The organism is Neorhodopirellula pilleata (assembly GCF_007859915.1).
In the GTDB taxonomy this organism is placed as follows: Bacteria; Planctomycetota; Planctomycetia; order Pirellulales; family Pirellulaceae; genus Rhodopirellula; species Rhodopirellula pilleata.
This window is the reverse complement of record NZ_SJPM01000004.1, coordinates 297,053-319,339: the sequence shown is the minus strand read 5'-3', so window position 1 is coordinate 319,339 and position 22,287 is coordinate 297,053. Positions and strand designations below refer to the sequence as shown.

At 56.3% G+C, this 22,287-nt stretch carries 16 protein-coding genes; 10 read left to right on the top strand and 6 right to left on the bottom strand.

Annotated features, from left to right (window positions below; all coding sequences use genetic code 11):
• Positions 1-19 precede the first annotated feature (19 nt).
• Genes Pla100_RS12185 through Pla100_RS12160 form a run of 6 tightly spaced genes read left to right on the top strand, consistent with a single transcriptional unit; the run spans position 20 to position 10,738 of the window.
• On the top strand, positions 20-1,585 hold the full coding sequence (locus Pla100_RS12185; protein WP_146577950.1) for a TIGR02677 family protein: 1,566 nt from the start codon (positions 20-22) through the stop codon (positions 1,583-1,585).
• Positions 1,582-2,913: a TIGR02678 family protein gene (locus Pla100_RS12180; RefSeq protein WP_146577949.1), complete on the top strand. Its 1,332-nt coding sequence runs from the start codon at positions 1,582-1,584 to the stop codon at positions 2,911-2,913. The genes Pla100_RS12185 and Pla100_RS12180 overlap by 4 nt, the downstream gene beginning before the upstream one ends.
• Positions 2,910-7,049, top strand: a complete 4,140-nt coding sequence (locus Pla100_RS12175; protein WP_146577948.1) for a TIGR02680 family protein — start codon at positions 2,910-2,912, stop codon at positions 7,047-7,049. Before Pla100_RS12180 ends, Pla100_RS12175 begins: the two co-directional genes overlap by 4 nt.
• Positions 7,042-8,349, top strand: a complete 1,308-nt coding sequence (locus tag Pla100_RS12170; protein ID WP_197167872.1) for a TIGR02679 family protein — start codon at positions 7,042-7,044, stop codon at positions 8,347-8,349. Before Pla100_RS12175 ends, Pla100_RS12170 begins: the two co-directional genes overlap by 8 nt.
• A gap of 50 nt (positions 8,350-8,399) precedes the next feature.
• Positions 8,400-8,969: an RNA polymerase sigma factor gene (locus Pla100_RS12165; RefSeq protein WP_197167871.1), complete on the top strand. Its 570-nt coding sequence runs from the start codon at positions 8,400-8,402 to the stop codon at positions 8,967-8,969.
• A complete protein-coding gene (locus Pla100_RS12160) occupies positions 8,966-10,738 on the top strand; it encodes a hypothetical protein (RefSeq protein WP_146577946.1) in 1,773 nt (590 codons plus the stop codon). The genes Pla100_RS12165 and Pla100_RS12160 overlap by 4 nt, the downstream gene beginning before the upstream one ends.
• Before the next feature lie 11 nt (positions 10,739-10,749).
• Here Pla100_RS12160 and Pla100_RS12155 read toward each other — a convergent pair whose 3' ends face one another.
• A complete protein-coding gene (locus tag Pla100_RS12155) occupies positions 10,750-11,394 on the bottom strand; it encodes a hypothetical protein (protein ID WP_231602990.1) in 645 nt (214 codons plus the stop codon).
• Between the two features lie 105 nt (positions 11,395-11,499).
• Between Pla100_RS12155 and aroB the strand changes: the two genes are divergently transcribed.
• Positions 11,500-12,627: a 3-dehydroquinate synthase gene (gene aroB / locus Pla100_RS12150; RefSeq protein WP_146577945.1), complete on the top strand. Its 1,128-nt coding sequence runs from the start codon at positions 11,500-11,502 to the stop codon at positions 12,625-12,627.
• A gap of 119 nt (positions 12,628-12,746) precedes the next feature.
• Here the strand turns inward: aroB and Pla100_RS12145 are convergent, their stop codons facing one another.
• Positions 12,747-13,208: an eL24 family ribosomal protein gene (locus Pla100_RS12145; protein ID WP_146577944.1), complete on the bottom strand. Its 462-nt coding sequence runs from the start codon at positions 13,206-13,208 to the stop codon at positions 12,747-12,749.
• Between the two features lie 315 nt (positions 13,209-13,523).
• On the opposite strand from Pla100_RS12145, the gene Pla100_RS12140 reads away from it, so the two are divergent.
• Both Pla100_RS12140 and Pla100_RS12135 read left to right on the top strand, forming a co-directional pair.
• Positions 13,524-14,462 carry a DUF1571 domain-containing protein gene (locus tag Pla100_RS12140; protein ID WP_146577943.1) on the top strand — a complete coding sequence of 313 codons (939 nt, stop codon included), beginning with the start codon at positions 13,524-13,526 and terminating at the stop codon, positions 14,460-14,462.
• 343 nt (positions 14,463-14,805) lie between these two features.
• Positions 14,806-15,273 carry a thioredoxin family protein gene (locus Pla100_RS12135; RefSeq protein WP_146577942.1) on the top strand — a complete coding sequence of 156 codons (468 nt, stop codon included), beginning with the start codon at positions 14,806-14,808 and terminating at the stop codon, positions 15,271-15,273.
• Between the two features lie 134 nt (positions 15,274-15,407).
• Here Pla100_RS12135 and thrC read toward each other — a convergent pair whose 3' ends face one another.
• Positions 15,408-16,835, bottom strand: a complete 1,428-nt coding sequence (gene thrC / locus Pla100_RS12130) for a threonine synthase (protein WP_146577941.1) — start codon at positions 16,833-16,835, stop codon at positions 15,408-15,410.
• A gap of 527 nt (positions 16,836-17,362) precedes the next feature.
• Positions 17,363-17,854, bottom strand: coding sequence for a 6-pyruvoyl trahydropterin synthase family protein (locus tag Pla100_RS12125; protein ID WP_146577940.1), 492 nt, complete (start codon positions 17,852-17,854; stop codon positions 17,363-17,365).
• Between the two features lie 428 nt (positions 17,855-18,282).
• On the opposite strand from Pla100_RS12125, the gene Pla100_RS12120 reads away from it, so the two are divergent.
• The gene (locus Pla100_RS12120) at positions 18,283-19,728 is read left to right on the top strand and encodes a cryptochrome/DNA photolyase family protein (protein WP_146578144.1); all 1,446 of its coding nucleotides are present in this window, start codon (positions 18,283-18,285) and stop codon (positions 19,726-19,728) included.
• Positions 19,729-19,855: 127 nt separating this feature from the next.
• Here the strand turns inward: Pla100_RS12120 and Pla100_RS12115 are convergent, their stop codons facing one another.
• Together Pla100_RS12115 and Pla100_RS12110 are read right to left on the bottom strand one after the other, a co-directional pair.
• Entirely contained in the window at positions 19,856-21,625 is a 1,770-nt protein-coding gene (locus Pla100_RS12115; RefSeq protein ID WP_146577939.1) for a LamG domain-containing protein, read from the bottom strand.
• Positions 21,622-22,104 (bottom strand): sigma-70 family RNA polymerase sigma factor, encoded by a 483-nt coding sequence (locus tag Pla100_RS12110; protein WP_315853473.1) that lies wholly within the window; start codon positions 22,102-22,104, stop codon positions 21,622-21,624. Before Pla100_RS12110 ends, Pla100_RS12115 begins: the two co-directional genes overlap by 4 nt.
• Between the last annotated feature and the right edge of the window lie 183 nt (positions 22,105-22,287).

The window sequence follows — 22,287 nt, the reverse complement described above, 5'->3', positions numbered from 1 at the left end:
TTCACCAATCCCTCACCCCATGTCGATTACCTGTTTCGCCCATCTGAACGCCCCCAATGCCGAACTTTATACGGGGATTTTGAGTGTGTTTGCGCGAGCGCGGGCGGGGTTTCAGTTGAATCTGCGGGCGTCGGAGGTTCGCGGTTCGCTTAATGAAACGACGGGCGGGGATTTCGACGAGGAATCGGTCGCCTCGGCGATGGACCAGCTTTGCCAGTGGGGCAACCTCGAAGCCTTCCATGACAATTCACTGGCCCTTTCGCTGGAGGATTTTTACAAGCGTCACCTTTACTATCAATTGACCGGTCCCGGTGTAGCGGCGATGCGGGCGATCGAACTGTTTCGCCAATTGATCGACACGCCCGCGTCCTTGCAGGCGACCGCGTTAGCGGCGGTGCGGGATCGGTTGGCCGAATTGATCGCGATGGCCAAGGCTCAAGAACAACCCGTCGCGGCACCGTTCGATGCGGCCAAGGCGAGTTCGTTACTCGATGGTTTGTTCCAAGAGTTGGATTCGCTAACCGACCAGGCTCAAGAGTTCTTTCGCAACTTGCAGGCCACGGTGGAACTGCGTGGCACGTCCGTCGACGCGTTCTTGGCCTTTAAAGAACGTTTGGTTCATTACCTTGAACGGTTTCTCAATCAAGTCGTGCTCGTCGCCGCCGAAGCTGAAGGGATGATCGAATCGGTCGACACGATGATGGTCGAGGCGATGCTGCATTCGATCGCAACGCATCGCACGATCGATGAGATGGACGTCACGGCCCAACGGATCGCCGACGTTGCCGGCTTGCTGGGCGATCGATGGCGGGGCGTCGTCGGATGGTTCGTCGCGATCGACGGACGGACTTCTCAAGCCGACGAACTACGTGGATTGGCACGCACGGGCATTCGAGAAGTCGCGGCCGCAGCAAGCCGTTTGAACCAACGTCGCAGCGGCACGACCGATCGATCGGCTGATTTGCGAACGTTGGCGATCGCTTTCGCGCGATGCGGCAGTTCGCGTGACGCCCATCGCTTGTGGCGGACCGCTTTCGCCCTCGCACCAGCGCGACATTTCACGGTTTCCGACGCGACGTTGATCGATCGGGACCAGCGACCGATCGCTCCAACGACATCGTGGTCGGACTCGCCGCCGTTGATGATCGCCCCAAGCTTACGCAAAACCGGGCGGGTGCCCCGGTCGGCGCGATTGCCGCGGATCATCGACAATCGCCCACAATTGGCACGACTGCGGATCGAAGCAGAACGGGAGGCGGATCAGATCCAACAGGCTCACGCTGCGTTGCTCACTCACGGCACCCGGCGGATCAGCGTCCTTGCGGCGATGGATGCGTCCGCGTTTCAGTTGTTCTTGGACTTGCTCGGCGAAGCCTTGACGTTGCGAGGTCACGAGGACGAACTGGTTCAAGCGACCAGCACCGATGGTGCCCTGGCGATCGAACTGCGATCGACCGATGATGAGCAAACGTGCCATCTAGAATCCGCTTGGGGAGTCTTTCATGGTCCCGACTTTTTCATCCACATTTATCCCCTCGACCATTCTCTCGACAACTCCCTCGACGATCCAACGGTTTACTCATGATCGCCACCGACGAGAGTCCCCGTTCGCCGCTTTCCGAAGTCCTCGATGCGACCCGTCACGAAGAGCGACGCCGGGCATTGCGGGCGCTGTTGATGCGACCCATCTTGACGCTCGGCGATGGAATGCGGGGCGATGGTCGTGACCGGTCGACGAAATCCAAATCGAGCTACGCCAATGAAGAAAGCTTTGTCTTAGTTCGACGCCATCAAGCGTACCTGTCCAATTGGTTCGCCCGTTACACCGGTTGGACGTTGATCCTCCGCAGCGGTTCGGCTCGATTGGTCAAGCGGACCGTCGACATTCATGATGCGACCCGAGGCGCGATCGATCCAGCCTCCGCAGGCGGATCACTTTCTCGCTCGCGGTACGTGATGTGGTGCTTGGCACTCTCGGTGCTACACACCTCCGGGCGACAAACGACGTTACAACGTCTGGCCGACGAAATCATCCGCGCCGCCGAATCGATTCCCGAGTTAGCGACGGCAGGCCTTCAATTCAGTCTGAAAACCGCCACCACACGACGATCGTTGGTTTGCATCGTCCGGATGTTGCTGCGCGAAGGTTTACTCAGCCGCGTCGAAGGCGACGAATCCAAGTTTGGTGAAAGCGATACGGTGGACTGCTTGTACGACATCGATCCAGGATTGCTAGTCGATGTGTTGTACTTACCTCGCTCCTTGCCCGGCACTGTGCTCGATCCCTCCACGAATCACGACACACGGGCGATGACCGAATTATTAACGTCCATGTTGCCTTCCGAACGCGACGACGATGAGATGCGACCTCGCGAAATCGAACACCGGCTGATCGGTTTGATGCTCGACAACCCGGTCTTGTACTTTGACCAACTCAGCGAACGTGAATTCGCCTATTGGCAATCCCAACGGCAGCGATTGTTGCAGGTGATTGAAGATGCCGTCGGCTTGGTCGCCGAGATCCGTCGCGAGGGTGTTGCGTTATTGGATCTTGACGGCACATTAACCGATGTCAAGATGCCCGACGCGGCCACCGTCGGTCATGCCACGCTGTTGATCGGAGAGTTCCTCGCGACCCAATTTCGTGGAACGGAATCCGATCGCCCGACGTTTGCGATTTCGATGCTGATGTTGCACTTAAACAAACTAGCCAAAGAACACCAAACCCATTGGCGAAAAGGATTGGACGAGGCATCCGATCGCCAAGAACTCTTAAGTGAAGTGCTGATGAGACTTGAGATGCTTCGCTTGATTCGCCAAAGCGAAGGCGATGACCGGATCGAGATTTTACCCGCCATTTGCCGGTTCGGCTTGGAATCGATCAAGCGATCCAAGAAAGGAAAATCGTCATGACAGACCTCATGCCTTCGGCCAAACGTTCTCGGTGGCAGCCGATCCGTAGCGGGTTGATCAATCTGTTTCATTACGCCGATGAACAGTTCTGGTACGAAGACGGACGGATGTTATTGCGAGGCAACAACGGAACGGGCAAAAGCCGCGTGCTCGCATTGCAGCTACCGTTCTTGCTCGACGCAGAATTGTCGCCGACACGAATGGAGCCGGATCGCAGCAGCAGCAAACGCCCCGAATGGAACCTGCTGCTCGGCGGCAAGCATCGGGATCGACTCGGCTATACCTGGATCGAGTTCGGCCGACTCGATGACGACGACCAACCTCAATACTTCACGCTTGGTTGTGGGATGCACGCGGTCGAACATCGCGGTGCGGCCGACGCTTGGTTCTTTACCTTGGACGGACGCATCGGCGAAGACCTTGATCTTGTTGTGGATTCCGTCCCACTTTCCAAATCCCGTTTGAACGAAACGTTGTCACGCCTACCTGGTGATCGCAGTCGCATCTATGCGCGACAGGGCGACTATCGCCGGGCCGTTGATGAAACGCTGTTCCGTTTAGGCAACCGATATCGCTCTCTCATCGATCTGTTGATTCAATTGCGTGTGCCTCAACTATCGCGTGATTTCGACGAACAACGAATGAGCGCGCAACTATCGACCGCATTGCCCCCACTGCCCGTTGATGTGTTGACCCAAGTCGCAGATGCGATGAAGGATTTGGACGAACAACGCGAACGCCTGGAAGAGCTACGCCGCAGCGGTGCAGGGGCCCAGCGATTCAGCGAGCACTATCGACGCTATCTGCAAATCGCATTGCGTCGGCGGGTGGATGAATTATCGTCCGAACACAATCGTTACGAACGATCGTTGCGCTCGATCAACGACACCACGCGGCAACTCGAGGAAGCGACGCAGGCATTCGAACAAACGATGCTCGAACAAACGCAAGCAGAAACCGATCGCCGCAAGACTCGCGCCGCCCTCGACGCCCTCCGCAGTCGACCGGAAATGAAGGACGCGTTGCGACTCGACGACATGCGTCGATCATGCGTCAGCCTTTCCAAAGCCGAAGACCAAGCGAATGTCGAAAGGGAGCGAGCCGCCGAACGATTGGCGGAAACGAGCAAGCGGTTACGTAACGAAGCCGATGAGCTGAAATACGCGATCCGCCGCACCGAAACGCGGATCGAAACACTCGTTTCGCTCGATACGCCGGCAAACCTCAAAGATCGTTTCATCGATCGATCGCCAGACCTATTGACGCACGACAGCCTATCCAAGCCGCTCAGTGAAATCGAACAGCAGATCAATCTCTGTCAGACCGGATTGGAACGATTACGAAAAGCTGAAGTTGAGATCACTCGAGCCACCACGACCGTCGAACAAGAACTCAAAACGCAAGGCTTATTCGAGACCCAAGTTGAAGAGGCCACCGCATCGCTAGCCCAACGCCAAGCTCAAGTCGATTTGGCCCGACAAACGCTTCGCGATCAATTGGCCCATTGGTCACGCGAAAGTCAGTCCGTCATCACTCATCCGGACCTGGGCGAAGAACTCGCGGTAGAGAGCGAGTTCGAAGACGAAACGTTCGAGGACGACGCAGTCCAGAACGAAACACGCGAAACGGAAGAAAACCCCCGAGAAACGGCGTGGTCGATCGTCAAACCTGCCATCGACGCGGCACTCGCCCGAATCGCGACCGAGAAACAACGGCTCGCCTGGCAAGCCGAATCGTTGCGTGAAAACCTGGACGAACTGAATACGCAGCGAGAACGTTTACGATCCGGCGGACATCAACCGCCCCCGATTCCCCACACGCGAGACGTCGACGTGCGGTCAACTCGCGCGGGTGCACCGTTGTATGAACTGTGTGACTTTCGCGACGAAGTGCCCGAAAAAGAACGAGGCGATTGGGAAGCCGCTTTGGAAGCGTCGGGGTTGCTCGACGCGTTCGTGACGCTCGACGGCACCTTGACCGGAAACGGAATCGACGACGTGACACTCCTCGCCGGCAAACCGATCGCGAACGCGGAACAACAATTGTCGCGAGTACTTCGCGTGGCCGAAACGCTTCCCGAAGGCATGCATCCCGATGTGGTGCGACGGTTATTGGAATGCATCGGCTGCGGTCGCGATGCGGCGGACGCCTGGGTCGATCGAGATGGGTCATGGCGAATCGGACCGGCGCACGGCCATTGGTCCAAGCCCATCGCCGAGCACGTCGGCGCGACCGCACGCGAACAACACCGTTTGCGTTTGATCGAATCCATCACGCAACAAATCCAGACCATCGAATCCGAATTGCGATTGATCGAATCTCAACGACAACTTCTCGACGATCAACAAACTCAGATCAATCGTCAGGTCGAAACGTTTCCCTCGGATCGTGAGCTGCTCGACGCGTTGGTCCAGGCCCGTTCGGCACACGATGTTCTTTCTCGATCGGAATCACGCTTGTCCGATCAGTTGTCGATCGTCACGCGAGCCCGCGCCACACTATCGCAACTGGTTGCCCGACGAGATCGCGACGCGGCCGACTTGGGGATGACGGATTGGCTCGATGACTTGGAACGTCTGCGTCAATCGTTGCAATCATTTTCTGGAAACTTCGAGTCGCTGCGTCGTGATTTACAAGACGTCAGCCGGCACCGGGCCACTCACGACCGCTACCTTGGCGATCATCACGCAGCCACCGAGACGGATCGACAACGATCCGAACAACTCCAACACGCCCGCGATGATCTGGCCGCCAAACAAACCGAACTCGAAACGTTGCAACAGAACGTCGGCGCGAGCGTGCAAGAGATCCAAGACAAGATTGCCGAGAACGAACGCCTCGAACAATCACTCGATGAGCGCTTGAAGCAATTGCAAAACACGCTCAGCGAACGTGCGACTGCCAAAGGCAAACTTGAAGGAAGCTTGGAAACGTCGCGGGAGGTGTTGCGTCGACACGAGTCGGACCGCGAGTCCGCGATTCTTCGCGTCAGTCAACTGGCCGACGCGGGGTTGGCCCAAATCGCGGTGACGCAGGACCTCCCCGACTCACCCTGGTCGCCGACCCGGGCCGCTCACATCGCCAAAGCGATTCGTTCGGAACTGCCCAACACGCCCACATCCGACGACGTGTGGAACGATTCGCAAAACACGATTCAAGTGGAATTTCGATCGCTCGAAAACGCATTGCTGCCGACCGGCAATACGCCTCAATCGCAAACCCAAGACGATCTTGTTGTCGTCACGATCCCCTTCGGCGGGGTCGTTTGTTCGCCAACGACCTTGGCGACCCAATTGGCCGAAGAGATTCGCCATCATGAAACCGTCATCACGCAGCGAGAACGCGAACTGTTCGAAGAACGCTTGATCGGTGACATCGCACAATCGTTGCACTTGAACATTCGCGACGCCCATTCGTTGTGTCAAAGCATGAACGAAGAAGTCGAATCGCGGCCGATGAGCACGGGGATGAGATTGCGTTTCAAATGGAAACCGATCCAAGAGGGTGCCGACGACATCAAGGTTGCTTGCGCGGCACTGTTGAGAAAACCGTCCGCGATGAGCCCCGCCGATCGAACGGCACTGGGCGGTTTCCTTCAACGACAAATCCAAGAAGCCCGCAACCGCGACGACGCCGGCACGTGGCAACAACATCTCGCCGAGGCGCTCGACTATCGAACTTGGTTCTCGTTCGATATCGAACGAGAAACCGACGGACGATGGCAACGTTTGACCAAACGCACCCACGGCACCGGTAGCGGCGGTGAACGAGCAGTGGCGTTGATCATCCCGATGCTCGCCGCATTGTCGGCGTACTATCATTCGGCCGATTCGATCGCCCCGCGAATCGTGCTGATGGATGAAGCCTTCGTTGGCATTGATAACGAAATGCGGGCCAAGTTCATGGACCTGTTGGTGCAGTTCGATCTGGACTTTGTCATGACGAGCGAACGCGAATGGGGGTGTTATCCGACGATGCCTTCCTTGGCAATTTATCATCTCGCCACGCGGCGGGGCATCGATGCCATTTTGCCGACGCGGTGGGTTTGGAACGGCAACGGAAAACGCGTCGACGATTCACACGAACGAATGCGGCAAGCATCGTTGTTCGACGAGGAGGCGGCCAACGATGAATGATCGCGTCCAGGCCTTGCTAGGTGATCCGGCGCTAGGCGAGTTGATCGCGCGGCTCGATCGTCGACTCGCCAAAAACCCTCAAGCATCCGGTACGATCACGATCAAGAACCCCACTCCTCCGACGATCGAAGCGGTCACTTCCCTGCTGGGCAAACCACCGCGACCGGGCGGTCCATTGCGAGTGAATCTGCGTGAACTCGACGACGTCGTTCGGCATAGCGGTGTGGCCGACGGACTGACCTCCGCGATCACGATCCTGCTCGGTCGGCCTCCACGGCACGTAGCGATCGAACAACAACGGGAAACCGATGCATGGCTGGCTTTACCCGGCGAGATCGCGTGGGAAACGACCGACCAACTCTCGCTCGTATCGTTCGCCGAAATGATATGCCGAGACGGAACGTTGCGTCGTGCCGCAAGGGGTGATCTCGATGAAGGCCGACGATTGCTCGGCCGATTGGTGGATTGCTGCTCTCAGTTACCACTCGATGCACCGACACCGCTCCCGGTTTTCGCGACCCGGGTCCTTGGTGATTCGCACGGTTTGGATGCGCAGCGACCGCTGTGCGGATTGGTCATCCGGGCGATCGGTCAAACGATCGTGGAGCCCCTTGAAGCTCCCCCGACCAGTCAACGCGAGTGGTGGAATCGCGTCAACGTGATCGCGGACGAACTGTCCTCGACGGTATTGGTCTTGAATCTTCGATGCGTCGGCGATGGGCTGATCGACCGGACGCTCAATGCCCACGCGGAGATCGGCGAACCGTGTCGATTGACGTTTCGCCAGCTTCGATTGCATCCGCCCCGATTCGAGCCTGCCACGGTTTTACCGAATGTCGGTGGAGATGTGTTCGTGTGCGAGAACCCCTCCGTGCTCGCCGCCGCGGCGGATCGTTTGGGACGCCGGTCGTCGCCCCTGATTTGCATCGAAGGCCAACCGTCCCACGCGGCCGCTGGGTTACTCGCTGCCCTTCACCGAGACGGCATCTCGTTGGCATACCACGGCGACTTCGATCGTGTCGGATTGCAGATCGTCGAACAAATGCGAACCCGTTTCCAGGCCACGCCGTGGCGGATGTCGGCCAACGATTATGCGGAATACGCCGATGAGTCCACACCCGCGTTCACGGGCCCCGTGCCGGAAACCACTTGGGACGACGAGTTGAAAGCGACCATCGAACAACACATGCGGGTGGTTTTCGAGGAACAAGTGATTGACGGATTGATGCGGGATTGTGCCGGTGATGATCGACTTTTGCCCTCCGGTTCCGATGTGAACGAGACGAACCATCATTCTTGAAAACATTCTTGAGTGTTTCGGCTGTCCATCGGTTACTACCTTTCAGACCGATGCAACGCACTGCTTTGAGAGGGACACCGATGGAATTAGAAGACGCGCTCAATAGGTTTCGCGGTCCCTTGATAGGGCTCGTCCTATCCTGGGGGGCACCGCCGGTGGATGCGTATGAACTCGCAATGGATAGTCTCGCCGATGCTTACTTGAATCAACACGACTGCCTTGCCGACACCACCGATCCCAATGTCTTTGGGAGATGGCTTCGTGGCGTCGCCAAGAACAAGTATCGAAATTGGTGCCGTGGAACATCTCGCCGGGAACGACGTTTTCGGTTAACCACAACGGAGGAACTGGCGGCGAACATCGACGAGTCGACCAAGGCTTCCGTTTTCGACCCTCGAATTCTTCAGCTTCGTCGAGAAATCGAATTGTTACCACGAAAGCAGCGTGAAGTGATTCTGATGCACTATCTGGAAGAAACCTCGGTTGCCAATGTCGCGGCCACCTTGTCGGTAACGCCCAAGACAGTCGAAGGGCGTTTGTACCAAGCCCGCCGCCGACTTCGCGAGCGGTTGATTACCGCCCCATCCAGTCTCCAACTCGCCAAGGCAATCCTACTATGAACATCAATCACCCCGACCTGCTAATCCCCGAAGACCAACTACGTACCGCCGTACGTTGTCTCAACATCGACCAAGACGCGTTTGATCAAGGTGTGCATGACCGCGTACATCGAGCCCGTACCAGCCGTTCAAAGAAGGATGTCAACGAACCAAGCTATCAACCGCACGCTTTCCTTCGGATCGCCGCCTCGGTGTTGCCCGTGAACTTACTCGGTGGCAGCTCAACGGCAGCCCAATCGCTATTAGCATTGAAGGGAGGAATTGCGAAACTGATCGCGATCCTTGCGTTCCCGGCGGTCTCCATTCTGATGATCGCGGTGACGATTATCGGGTTGATACGCATTCGAAACGTTCAACGAACGATCGACGTCGCGGATGCCGACGCGGCGAAGATCCATGAAGAAGTTAAGAACTGGTGGAGCCGCTACGGTTGGGCTGCTGCGATCATCTTCGTGTTGACATTGGCATCCCCTTTCTTCGGCTGGACGACTCCGCTGCTGTTTGCCTTCATCGGTTCGGCAATCGCAACGACTTCGTTAGTCGTCACGCTTGGTCGGGCGGGTCTGGTCGACCGCGGTACGATCGGCGCCTCCTGCATCATGACCTTGGTGATGCTTGCCCAAATATCCCAATCCTTTGCTGGTCTGCACGGATTCTCATTGCTCGATCCACGGCTAATAGCGGCGACATGTTTCTTAGGAGCGGGGGTTCTTGCGATCTTCGTCTATCCGGTTTCCCGACACGGCGAGGGTTTAAAAAGTTTGAAGTCAGTTGGGTTCGTTTTCCTCGTGACTGTTTGCGGATTGTTCGTCTTGTTTGGAACCGAAACGCTATGGCGACCGGTTACCACTGCCACAATGGTGAAGTACGTCGAAACATTTGAACCGGACTTACCTGGCCAGTGGAAGTACTGGGGAATTGTCGCACGATGGTTACAAGAAAATAATGTTGAATACGATCCGGTGAACGTCCGGCCGCGAATGCTCACCAATATCCAAGCCACACGCTATCCAGGCTACTTGACAAGCATTGCTACCGAGACAGGGCTCATTCCAATCACGGAGCTAGTCTCCAACGAGGAACTCCGGCGATTCAAAGCACGACTACTTGACGAAGGTCCGGACGCGAGCATTTTGAGCCTCGACCAGCATGAACCCATGATCGTAGGCTTAGCGAGAACAGGACAACTGACCTCATTCGAGAGCGATCATGTGGCCGCACGATTGATGGCGACGTGGAACTCACTCGATGATCAAAACGCAAGCTACCATGTGCTCGAGTACGCGAGCATCATCACAACGTTGCTTACGCAACTCGATCGCGATCCGTCTCGAGCCGAGCGTGCTGCCGATGCGCGGCGTTGGCTCGCCGAGCATCAAGTCAAATCAAAACGGCCGTTTCACCCGTCGGGCGGATTTGAATCGTTCAACGCAGCGAACTTCAGTGACCCTCATTCGACGGAAGCTGCCGTACGTTTGATACAGGCTTACGGGGCGACGGACGTGGTCGACGTGATGGCATTGCGATCCTATTTGCGACCAAGATCACATTTTGGAATTCTGAAACACTCCGAAACGATGCGCGCGGCCACGTTGGATCGATTGAACCACGTGCCGGGAGCCATCAAACCTAGCTTCAAAGACTATCTTTATCGCGATCAAGCTTTGTGGTTCGCGATTTTGCTCGTCGGGCTGTTTTTCGGCGCAACCCTCGGTTCACCCGTGTTGGTGAAGCCGAACAGAGAATACCCGGTCAGCCCGGCAACTTGATCCCGCGATACTCAATCGCGGCGGTCGTAGCGTTTTTGTTTGACCCGCATCAGTAGGCCGATTTGATGTTGCAGCGCCGGACGGACGCGGTCGTTGACGGCGACGCGGTGAGGTTGATCGGCGGGACCCACGATGCCGCGTTTCAATTCGATGTCGATTCGGGCGGTCTCGAATCGCTTCAGCGACGGGTCGGAAAATTCCAAACGGACGCACTGCGTGTCGTCTTCGTTCGCACACAACTCCGCCACACTCGACGCTTGCTCGGTCGACCACTCGTAGTGATCCTCGTGCAAGAGAGCCTTGCGAAGGTGACCGAGTCCGGGGAACGCGGTCAGTTCGACAGGTTCGAAATCGGAACCTTCTTTGGGCAACAACATCACGTGATCGCCCAATTGGATCGCCGTGATCGTTTCGGGTCCCCAAAAGCGCGTTGTTTCGACCAACCGGGTCCGCCTCGCCGCGACGCTGAAGTAGGTAAAAAGGCTCGCTCCGATCGCGATCGCGAGCAACGCCATCCAGCCCTTGGCACCGAACTTCGCACGTGGATCATTGTACTTTTCGGCTTGCAATGCACCGACGCGGTCGGCGGCAGCATCGGTAATCGATTCGCCGTCATCGGGATTCGCGGACATGGGAACAACACCGGGAGAAGTCATGCGGACAGTTCAAACAAGACAGGACAGTAGGAAAATAATCAGACACGTTGTAGCATACCCGACACGACAATCCCTCCCGAGCCTTTCACCAAACTCACTCATACGATGCCGCTAACCGATCCCACCATCATCCCCGTCGAACTCGGGGACCGCCGATATCCCATCGTGATCGGCAGCGGGACGGCGGTGGAGGCGGGCGATGCGTCGGGCGGAACCCTGGGCGAACATTTGCTCGGCAGTCTCGGCGACGTGTCGCACGCGGTCATGGTCTACGATGCCGCCGTCAAAGATTCCGCCGCCGCGTCGGTGCAGAAAACCTTACAGGCACGAGTGGGACGGGTCGATGCGTTGGAAGTGGCTTCCGGTGAAACGAGTAAGTCGATCGACAACCTCGGTCGCTTGTGGAATCGGTTGATCGAAGTCAACGCGGACCGCCGAAGCGTCATCGTGGCTGTCGGCGGCGGAGTGGTCGGCGACCTGGCCGGATTCGTGGCGGCAACTTACACCCGAGGCCTGCGTTTCGTTCAGGTGCCGACGACGTTGTTGGCGATGGTCGATAGCAGCGTGGGTGGAAAAACCGGGATCAATTTACCCGGTGGCAAGAACATGGTCGGCTCGTTCTGGCAACCACACCTGGTTTGGATCGACACCGACTTCATGGCGACGCTGCCGGATCGTGAATACCTCAGCGGGTTAGCCGAAGTGATCAAATACGGGGTGATCGAAGATGCCGAGTTCTTTGCCTACCTCGAAGACAACATGCAAGCGATCGTCGCACGTGATCCCCAATCGGTTCGGCACGCGATCGCATGTAGCTGCCAATCAAAAGCACGCGTGGTGGCCGACGATGAACGCGAGACGTCGGGTCGACGAGCGATCCTCAATTACGGGCACACGTTTGCCCACGCGATCGAAGCGACCGCCGGCTATGGAACGATGCTGCACGGTGAAGCGGTCGCGATCGGGATGCAAATGGCGGCGCGATTGGCCGTCGCATTGGGCAAGTGTGAGGCCGACTTAATCAATCGACAGACTCGATTGCTCGACAATGCCCAACTTCCACTGGTATGGCCGCAGGCTAACCCCGAGGCCATGATTCCCGTGATGGCTCGCGACAAGAAAGTCGCGCACGGGAAGTTACGATTCGTCTTACCGGACCGCATCGGACACGTCGAATTGGTGGGCGACGTGCCCGTTGATCAAGTCAGGTTCGCGATCGACGCTTGCCAGTAAGGCGAGCGGCATATGAAAACCTACGCAATGTAGTGGGATTCGCAAGCATTCCCCGCTTGTTATTGGAATTCTTGCGAATCCCGCTACGGTAGAAAAACTGCCGCCGCTCGCCTAACAGCTTACGACTTGTCGGCTTTCTTGTAAGCCTTGGCGAATGCCTTGTCGCTGAAAACCATGCTTGACTTTTCTTTGTCCTCGGCACCTTCGACGGCGGCTTTGCACTTGCCACAGCAGAACGCGACCTTGGTACCGTCGACGGTCACCTCAGTCGCGGGATCGACGTCACCACCGCTCAACGGGCAACCGGTTTGAACGTACTGTTTCGTCTGAACCAATTGTCGGTTCGCTTGGGTGGCGTACTTCTTTTCTGAAGCGGCAAACTTGCCGGCGCAACCGCCGCAGCAGAAGTAAACTTTGCCTTCCTTGTACTCGGCAGACTTGCTCGCTTGGGCGTCACGAGGAGCGACGATGCATTTCACGCCGTCCAAATTGACGTCGCTGGCGAGTTGTGTCTCGCCGGCGATGACGGTGACCGAAGCGACCATCAACACGGCAAACAGCGATAAAAGACGGTTTTTCATCAGGTTTCTCTCTCGAAATTGTGTTTTCTTTGAGGCCGAAGCGGCCTCTCCACTTCGCCAGACGGCTTTGCCTGACCCCTACAGGTTAGCGAGACGGACACCCGAAAGTCAATTGAATGATTCGTCTGGTCCTGGATTCGCGGTTTCTGTTAGTTTCACGATGAAGACGCCCCGGCCCATCGTGTTGGTCGTGTCGATTGATTCGGTCGATTGGGCGATCACCTGAATCACTGTCCTGACGATCGACGGTTCGTCGATAACAAGGATGGTCGACCTCGGACTCCCGCTTTACCCGGATTTGCACAACGGATTGTCATGAACACGTCTCAACGCCCCTCGCCGAACCAGCAACTACCCAGACGGACGTTTCTCGGTCTCGCGACCGGAATCGTCTCAGGCGCGTTCGCCGCGCATGCGTCCGCCCAAGCCCCCGGGGCTCCCGGCCAATGGGCTAATCCCGTTCATCGCGTGGCCAACGCGGCGATGGCGGTTCCCAAGCAATCAGCAATGCCGATGGACTCGCCTGGTAAAGCCGCTCTGCGTCGTGGCCTGGACATGGCTCGCCAATCGCTCGAAATCTCTCGTTCGGAAGTCAACGACTACACAGCGATCTTGGTCAAACGTGAACGCATCGGCGAAGTGACCGGTGAACACGAATACATGCAAATCAAGGTCCGCAACCGAAAGGTCTCCGGCGGTCAAATGATCCAGCCGTTCAGCGTATACATTTCGTTTCTCAAACCGGCTTCGGTGCAAGGACGCGAGGTGATCTTCGTTGAAAACCGCAACGACGGAAAACTGATCGCTCACGAAGGTGGCTTCAAAGGCAAGTTCCTGCCGACGGTCAATCTGCCGGTTGACGGGATGCTCGCGATGCGTGGTCAACGGTATCCGATGACCGAAATCGGCGTCGAGAATATGATCATTAAATTGATCGAACGTGGCGAGAAAGCTCTCGCGCACGAAGACGTGACATGCGAATTCCGCAAAGGTGCGAAGCTGAAAGACCGCGTTTGCACGGTCCTCGAAGTGACCCAACCGACTCAGCGTCCTGATGCGGAGTTCTATCAAGCTCAGGTGTTCATGGACGATCAACTGAACATGCCGATCCGATACGTGGCTTATGATTGGCCGTCGCGAAACGGAGAACCTGGCAGCGTGATCGAGGAATACAACTACTTGAATCTCCAAGTAAACGTCGGACTGACCGACGCGGATTTCGACCCCTACAATAAAACGTACAACTTCTATTGATAGTCGATGGATACAAGCCCGAAGCGCGACGGGCTGTTGATCTAATCGTTTAACGGCAAGCCGCAGGCGACAGAGTTTGAAAACGCAGGCGCCTGCGGCTTGCCGTTAAACGAAAACGCCCAAACGTGCACTAAATCAACGAGCCGTCGCGCGTCGGGCTTGCATAATGGTGGCGGCGTCGTGTTGGAATAGCCGGGGACGGAAGCCTTGGCGGTGATTCCTCGCGGATGTCCATTTTAATAGGGTCCATCACCATGCCGAGCATGGCTCACCTTTTGCTAAGTGTTATGCTTGTGTCTTGGTAACGAGATCCTTTGTGATGCCTTTATTAGAGTTCAATGTTATGAGAAGAAGTTTGTTTTCCGCCGGCAAACCCCGGTCCGGTTACCTGTTGACCGCAGGGTTGCTGCTTGGCGGGTTGCTGCTCGGTGGTAGTGCATTGCTGGGAACGGCGGGTTGCACGCCGCCAAACTTGGGCGATCGGACGACTGCCGAACCGGCCGTCGCCATCAGCCCGGCTCGATTTGAAGAGATCGTCAATCAAGACAAACTGGTCTTGGTGAAGTTCGGAGCGACCTGGTGCGGTCCTTGTCGCAGTGTCGACCAAGAATTGAAATCGCTCGCCGGTGAACTTCCCGCCGATGTCGAAGTCTTGAAGATCGATGTTGATGAGAACCCCGACTTGGCTCAAGAGTTTCAAATCACAGGGATTCCCCGGATGCTTCTCGTTCGCAGCGGCGAAGTCGTTGCGGACGAAACCGGCTTCATGAGCAAAGCGGAACTGCAGTCCTGGATCGGCGAGCATCGCTAATCGGCGTCGTCATGGAGTAACCGGAGCCGCACGAAAGTAGCCGGAGTCGCAAGACTTCGGTGCTCCCCATCCACTCTTCTGAACTCTTGCGAGTCCAGCGACCACAACAAAGCCCACCGATTCTTCTGAGAAGACTATGAATACAGCTGGATGGCTTTGATGATATCGTCCAGATCGTTGGGCACGGCGACGGCGCGGTTGGCGTGGCTGGCTTTGGTGACTCCGCGGCTGCCCAACGTTTTGTTGAACAATTCTTGATCGGTCGTGTGATAGGCGACCGTTGCGGTCGGGTCTTTCAATTCGTGACCGGTTAGGATGCAAACAACCTTGTCGCTCGGCGCGATCACGCCTTCGCGTCGCAACAACCTCGCCCCGGCGACGCTGGCCGCCGACGCCGGCTCACAACCGAATCCGCCCGCGCCGATCTTGGCTTTCGCATCCAGAATCTCCTGATCGTCGGTTTGACGAACCACGCCGTCCATCCATTCCAGCGCACGCAAGCACTTCTTGAGATTGACGGGACGATTGATTTCAATCGCGCTGGCGATCGTATCGGCTCGGATGCCTTCGCGATCCATGTGATCGTTGTACGACACGATCGGTTCCATGTTCACGTTGCCACCGTTCCAACGGACGCCGCGGCGTTCGACCAATTCGTACAGCGTGTCGGCTCCGCCGGCGTTGATGACCGCTAAGCGTGGGATGCGATCGATCAAACCGTGTTGTTTGAGTTCATGAAACGCCTTGCCGAACGCGCTGCTATTGCCCAGGTTTCCGCCCGGCACGACGATCCAATCGGGAACTTCCCAACGGAGCGCTTCGAGGACGCGGTACATGACCGTTTTCTGTCCTTCCAATCGGAACGGGTTGACGCTGTTGACCAGATAGATGCCGAGTTCCTGGGCGACTTGGCGGACGCGGATCATCGCGTCGTCAAAGTCGCCCGCGATTTGGATCGTTAACGCGCCGTAGTCGAGTGCTTGGCTGAGCTTACCGTAGCTGATCTTGCCGCTACCGATGAAGATCACCGCTTTCATCGCTTGGGTCGCACTGCAGTACAACGCCAGCGACGCGCTCGTGTTGCCCGTGCTGGCGCAGGCGGCCCGTTTGGCGTTCATCATCTTCGCATGGGTGACGGCGGCACACATACCGTTGTCTTTGAAACTACCCGACGGGTTCATGCCTTCGTATTGGAGGTGCAATTGACCCTCGTTTAAACCGACATACTTGGCGACTTCGTTGGCCTGTTGCAGCAACGTCTGTCCTTCGCCGACGGTCACCAATTCGTTCTGGGACGCGAACGGTAAGAGCTCATGGAACCGCCAAACGCCTGAGAATCGGACCGGATTGGTCCGTTGACTCCACATCTGCTCGAAATAGCTCAGCGAATCAGGCACGCCCGCGCGGTCCCAATCGTAGGCGATGTCGAGCAAATCGCCGCAGCGATCGCATGAAGTCCGAACGCTGTGTGTTTCGTAAGTGGCCCCGCACTGGGGGTTGATGCAGCGTTGAAAGGCGAGATCGGTGGCGGTCACGTTGTGTTTTTCAGCGGTTTGGAGCATCGCGGCGACGTCAGGAAAGGGAGCGAAAATTTCGTCCTGAGAACGGTTTACTACAGGATAGATCGGATAACCGGCCCTGTCGCTGAAATTTCACCTGTTCGGACCGACCGGAAAAGGCAAAATCCTTGAGTTGTTCCGCTTTTTAGCGAAATTTCTCCCATACCAGGCGATTTACCAGGAAAAAATCGTAGGCTGGGTGGAGGAGGCTCGGCGACGAACACCCGGCGAGAAGCGAGAAGCGAGAAGCGAGTGGCGAGTGGCGAGTGGCGAGTGAAGAGTGAAGAGTGAAGAGTTGCGAGGAACTGACGGATCGGTCCGATCGTGTATCGCCCAACCAACAACCAACAACCAACAACCAACAACCAACAACCAACAACCAACAACCAACAACCAATAGCCAACAACCAATAGCCAATAGCCAATAGCCAATAGCCAATAGCCAATAGCCAATAGCCAATAGCCAATAGCCTGCCGGGTCTTCGCTATCGCTGCGACCCAGCCTACTTTTGCCCGGCCTAAGTCCTGCATTACCAGGGCAATCGACAAACGCCCCATTGGCCGTAGTTTTCGTCGACCCCGACTTCGATCATCGTCAGCGAATCGCCGAACTGCGATCGGGTTCGCTCCCGTACGTTCTCGGCGATCACCCGAGCGATTTCCTCGGCGGTCGTGTTGACCACCGGCATGATCACGGCATCTTCGTTGGGAAACACCCACCGCCGCTCACGAAACCGCACCGTCGTTTCGGTAGCGTCCTGGCTCACCAAGATTTCTTGGTGATCGCGGGGCAAGATCACGTGGTGATCCAAGGACGTCGTTTCCTTCAAAACCGCATCACGCAGGGCGATGAAATCGACGACGTAGCGGTTCTCGTCTAGCGGTCCCTCGACGGCCACTTTGACGCCGTAGTTGTGACCGTGAATCCGCTCGCAAATGTCGCCGGCGAACGTAATGAAATGAGCGGCCGAGAAAACAAATTGCTCTTTGGCGACTTCGACGCGGAAAGTGGCTTGGGTCATGAAAACTTTGGACTGGGAATGATTTTGGAAACAGGAACGTCATACGGCAACGCCTCAATCATACAAGCCCGACGCGCAAGCGAGTGATTCCGCTGGGACAAGCCAGTGATTCCACTGAGATCGGAATCAATGGAACGTATCCCCTCGCTTGCTGGTCTGTTGATTTAATCGTTTAACGGCAAGCCGCAGGCGACAGAGTTTGAAAACGCAGGCGCCTGCGGCTTGCCGTTAAACGAAAACGCCCGAACGTGCACTCAATCAAACAGCGATCAATGATGTAGCGCATCGGAAGGACGGATGACACCTTAGGATAATGAATCAAACACCCCCTCCGCCGAACTTGAGCCCACAAAATCGCGATGGATCTTCGACTGACTTCCGGTAACGATCATCCGCTACGTCATGACGGCGATTACGTGCTGTACTGGATGATCGCCCAGCGTCGCCTTTCGTACAACTATGCCCTCGACCACGCGATCGATCGGGCCGTCGAGTTCGGCAAACCGCTGTTGATCTTTGAACCTCTGCGTGTTCGCTATCGATGGGCCAGCGATCGGATGCATCGTTTCATCATCGAAGGCATGCGAGACAACGCGGAAACGGCGCAGAATGTGGGCGTCGCCTACTATCCCTACGTCGAACCGACGCCCGGCGCGGGATCGCCGTTGCTGCATCGTCTTGCCGAGCGAGCTTGTACGGTCGTGACGGATGAGTATCCGTGTTTTTTCCTCCCCACGATGATCGAGGCGGTTAAAGATCGCATTGCCGCGCGATTGGAGCTTGTCGATTCCAACGGAGTGTTGCCGCTGCGGAGCGCCGAAAAGACCTACACGGTCGCTCACAGTTATCGTCGCTACATGCAAAAAAACATCCTTGGTGCGCTCGAGCAAATGCCCAATGCGACTCCCCTGCCCTGCCCTGCCCTGCCCTCCCCTGCCCCGATCGATTCGAAAGCGATCCGACCACGCGATGGCTTTCTCGGCTCGAATCTCGTTGCCGAAAAAATTCTCCATCGCTGGCCCGCTGCGGACTTCGGCGACCTCCTTGAGCGAAACGGAATCGCCAACATCCCCATCGATCATGACGTGGTGCCCTCCCCGGTTTGCCCCGGCGGCGGCGTGGAAGCGGCACGTCGTTGGAAGGACTTTCTGAACTCCAAATTGCCTCGCTACGGCACCGAACGCAACCATCCCGATGAACACGCGACGACCGGCTTGAGTCCGCACTTACACTTCGGTCATATCTCGCCTCATGAGATGGTTGGCAGCCTGCTCGAACACGAAGGCTGGACCCCCGAAAAAACCTCGCGTCCCAACGGCAAGAACCATGATTTTTGGAACGTCAGCGAACCGGCCGAAGGCTTTCTCGATCAAGTACTGACGTGGCGTGAGATCGGTTTCAATTGGGCGTTCAAGAACCCCGACACTTACGACCAATTGGAATCACTTCCCGACTGGGCACGCAAATCACTCGCCGATACGGCGGACGACGAGCGGCCTCATGTGTACACGCTTGATGAATTCGAGAACGCTCAAACCCACGACGAACTTTGGAACGCCGCGCAAACAGAAATTGTCCGAACGGGAATGATGCACAACTACATGCGAATGTTGTGGGGCAAGAAAATTCTTCATTGGACGCGTTCCGCTCAAGAAGCTCTCGACATCATGATCCACTTGAACAACAAGTACGGGCTCGACGGCCGTGATCCAAATTCCTATTGCGGGATCCTGTGGGTGCTCGGCCGCACGGACCGAGCTTGGGGGCCCAAGCGGCCCGTCTTCGGCAGCGTTCGCTACATGACCAGCGACAGCGCTCGTAAGAAACTGAAACTCAATCAATATCTGCGGCGGTTTGATTCAGCATCAACATGAAGTCCGTCATACCCCTCGCTTGTTCTCAATGGAGACATCGGCAGGGTTTGTTCAAATTCAAGAAATTTGAATCGCTTCAATGCCAATTGGTCGGCCTGTAGGTCTGGGGAGTGAACGCCCTCAACGCTCATTCAGAACGCGGACGCTTGACGGACGCTGCCTTCCCAGCCGCCTTCATGTGGCCGCGAATTTCTTCGGAGGTCAAGCAACGATCGTAGATCGCGATTTCATCGATCTGTCCCACGAACCGGCGTTCGGCTCGGGTGAGATACAGCTGACCGATGACGAATTGCATCTTCGCCTCCAATGGCCGTGAATCAGTTTTCTCATCGGCAAGACGACCATCTAGCCATAACATAAGCTGCTCACCGTTTTTCTGGGCCACGAGATGCTGCCACGTCCGAACCGGATAAGGTCGGTCGGCGATTAAGTTACTGCCCTCAGTGACTTCGCCCGAAGCGGGGGAGCGATGGACGAAGCGGATTCGGTTCGGCTGATAGACACGCAGTGGATTCCGCCAATGCTCCATCAATGACTCCAGCATCAACGTATGGGAATACCTTCCATCGTCGAACTGTTCGCGTTGGTGCATGCAAAGCATTTCACCGTGGTGATAAAGTTCGGGTTTGAACCAAAACTCAATCGTGTACTCATCGAGTGGTTCAGGCGGCCAAAGATCTGCACTGCGAAAACCGGACGATGTGCCGAGCTTGCCGAGTTCGGCGACTTGATTATTTCCGTATTGTCGCCATCCCGGTTCGCCGAAAAGGACCGCATTCATTCCGGGCGCACTGCCTTCGTTTTTCACATAGTAGGGCATCTCACCGGCCAATTCTTCGAATCGCCAATAGATGCTCGGTTGTGATTCCATGACCGCGCGAACATATTCGCTTCCTAGTTTCAGCGGATCAAACCCGGACGAGCGGGCGGAGACAAAACGAGACATCGAAGCCTCCAACATCACCACACCCACATTGCCGTTGGCATTGGAATTGAAACGGATCGCTTCACCCGCCTCGAGACGTAGTTCGTTCTGTACCGTCGTGGCCGCGTTGGGGTGGAGTAAAGCGCGTCCGGAGAAAACGTGCAACTCATCGACACCACGACTCGCAACCATCCCGATCGAGCTTTGGCCATCAACCGAGACTTCTCCCATCGGCGATTGAATCGACACGTTCTTCAAACCCGTTTGCAATGACTTGACCGTCAAGCTGCCTTGGCGAAGAACGAGGTCACCGCTGGATTGGATGAAAACGCTCGCCGGACCTTCGATACGCACCAAAGCTTCGCCAAAGGTACCTTCGCCGATCTGGAGTTCCGCGATTCCTTCGACAAGGTCTAACACTTCGCCGAGTTGCAGTGGTTCACCTAACGTCGGAACGGAATCGCCACTTGGTCGCCACACGCAAGCGGTCATCGAAACGAGTTGAGGTGACGGGTCAATCAGTCCAGTCTTTTCAAACGACGTTGATCCGAAACTGGATTGAAGAATCGTCCACACCAAGGAAGCAACGAACAGATGACTCGCGACCAAACCGATCACCCATGTCATCGTCGACCATCGTCGTCGAGTCGTCGCCTCGGAATGCACTTTAGCAGAAGACTTTAACGTGTCGGTCGTTTGGGAACGGACTGATCGCGAGCGGACCGAAACAACACCGACGCCTGAGCGCGGACTGCAAGCTTCGTTCAGCAACTCGCGGAGGCGCGATGAATCGAGGTTGTTCGAATCGCAGAACGCACCGAGTTGATCGATCAGCACCGCCGCTTCGTGTGCCCCCGCTTCAGATTGCATCGATTGATTGAGCTGATGGATCTCGGACTCGCTCAGCGTCTCTGTCTGCGACTTCAAGATTAATTGACGGAGGATATTCAATTCGTCGTTATCGGAGGTCATGAGCAGGCCTCGGTAAGGGAACGCTCGATACATCGAGACAAAAGTCCGTGAATGCGACTCAATTCACGGTAAACCGCGTGGGTCGAACGCCCCAAGCGATCCGAAATTTCCTGGACACTCAGCCCATCATAATACCTCTGTTGGATCAATTGATGATCCCCATCAGGCAGTTTTTTCAGACATTGGGTCAATGCGGCTCGGCGTTCACTGAGGCCATCGGCGATCGGCAGAGCGGCGATAGCAAGAAATTCGATCGTCTCATCGTGCAAGATTCTGGTTTGAATGCGTGAATCTCGAAATTTCAACATCTCGAAATGTGCTATTCGGCAGGCCCAAGCACCAAAATTCTCGCCATCGAATTGATCAAATTTTTGCCACAGAATCATGCAAGTCCGCTGAAACACCTCTTCCGCATCATCTTGACGATTCAGGGTAAGGATACGAATGAACGACATCAGCCGGCTCGAGTTTGCGGCCAAGTGTCGGACAAAGTCGTCTTGAGAAAGTGGATCGCTGATCTTTCAGAAACCCTTTTAATGAGTTGAAGTGGAGACTCGAAAACGCAACGTCGAATGTGCAGCTATTTACCGTCGCGACTCCAACTCTTTTGCGATATTTCCGACGTTTTTTTGCAATTTTCAGTACTAGGACCAGGATTTCTT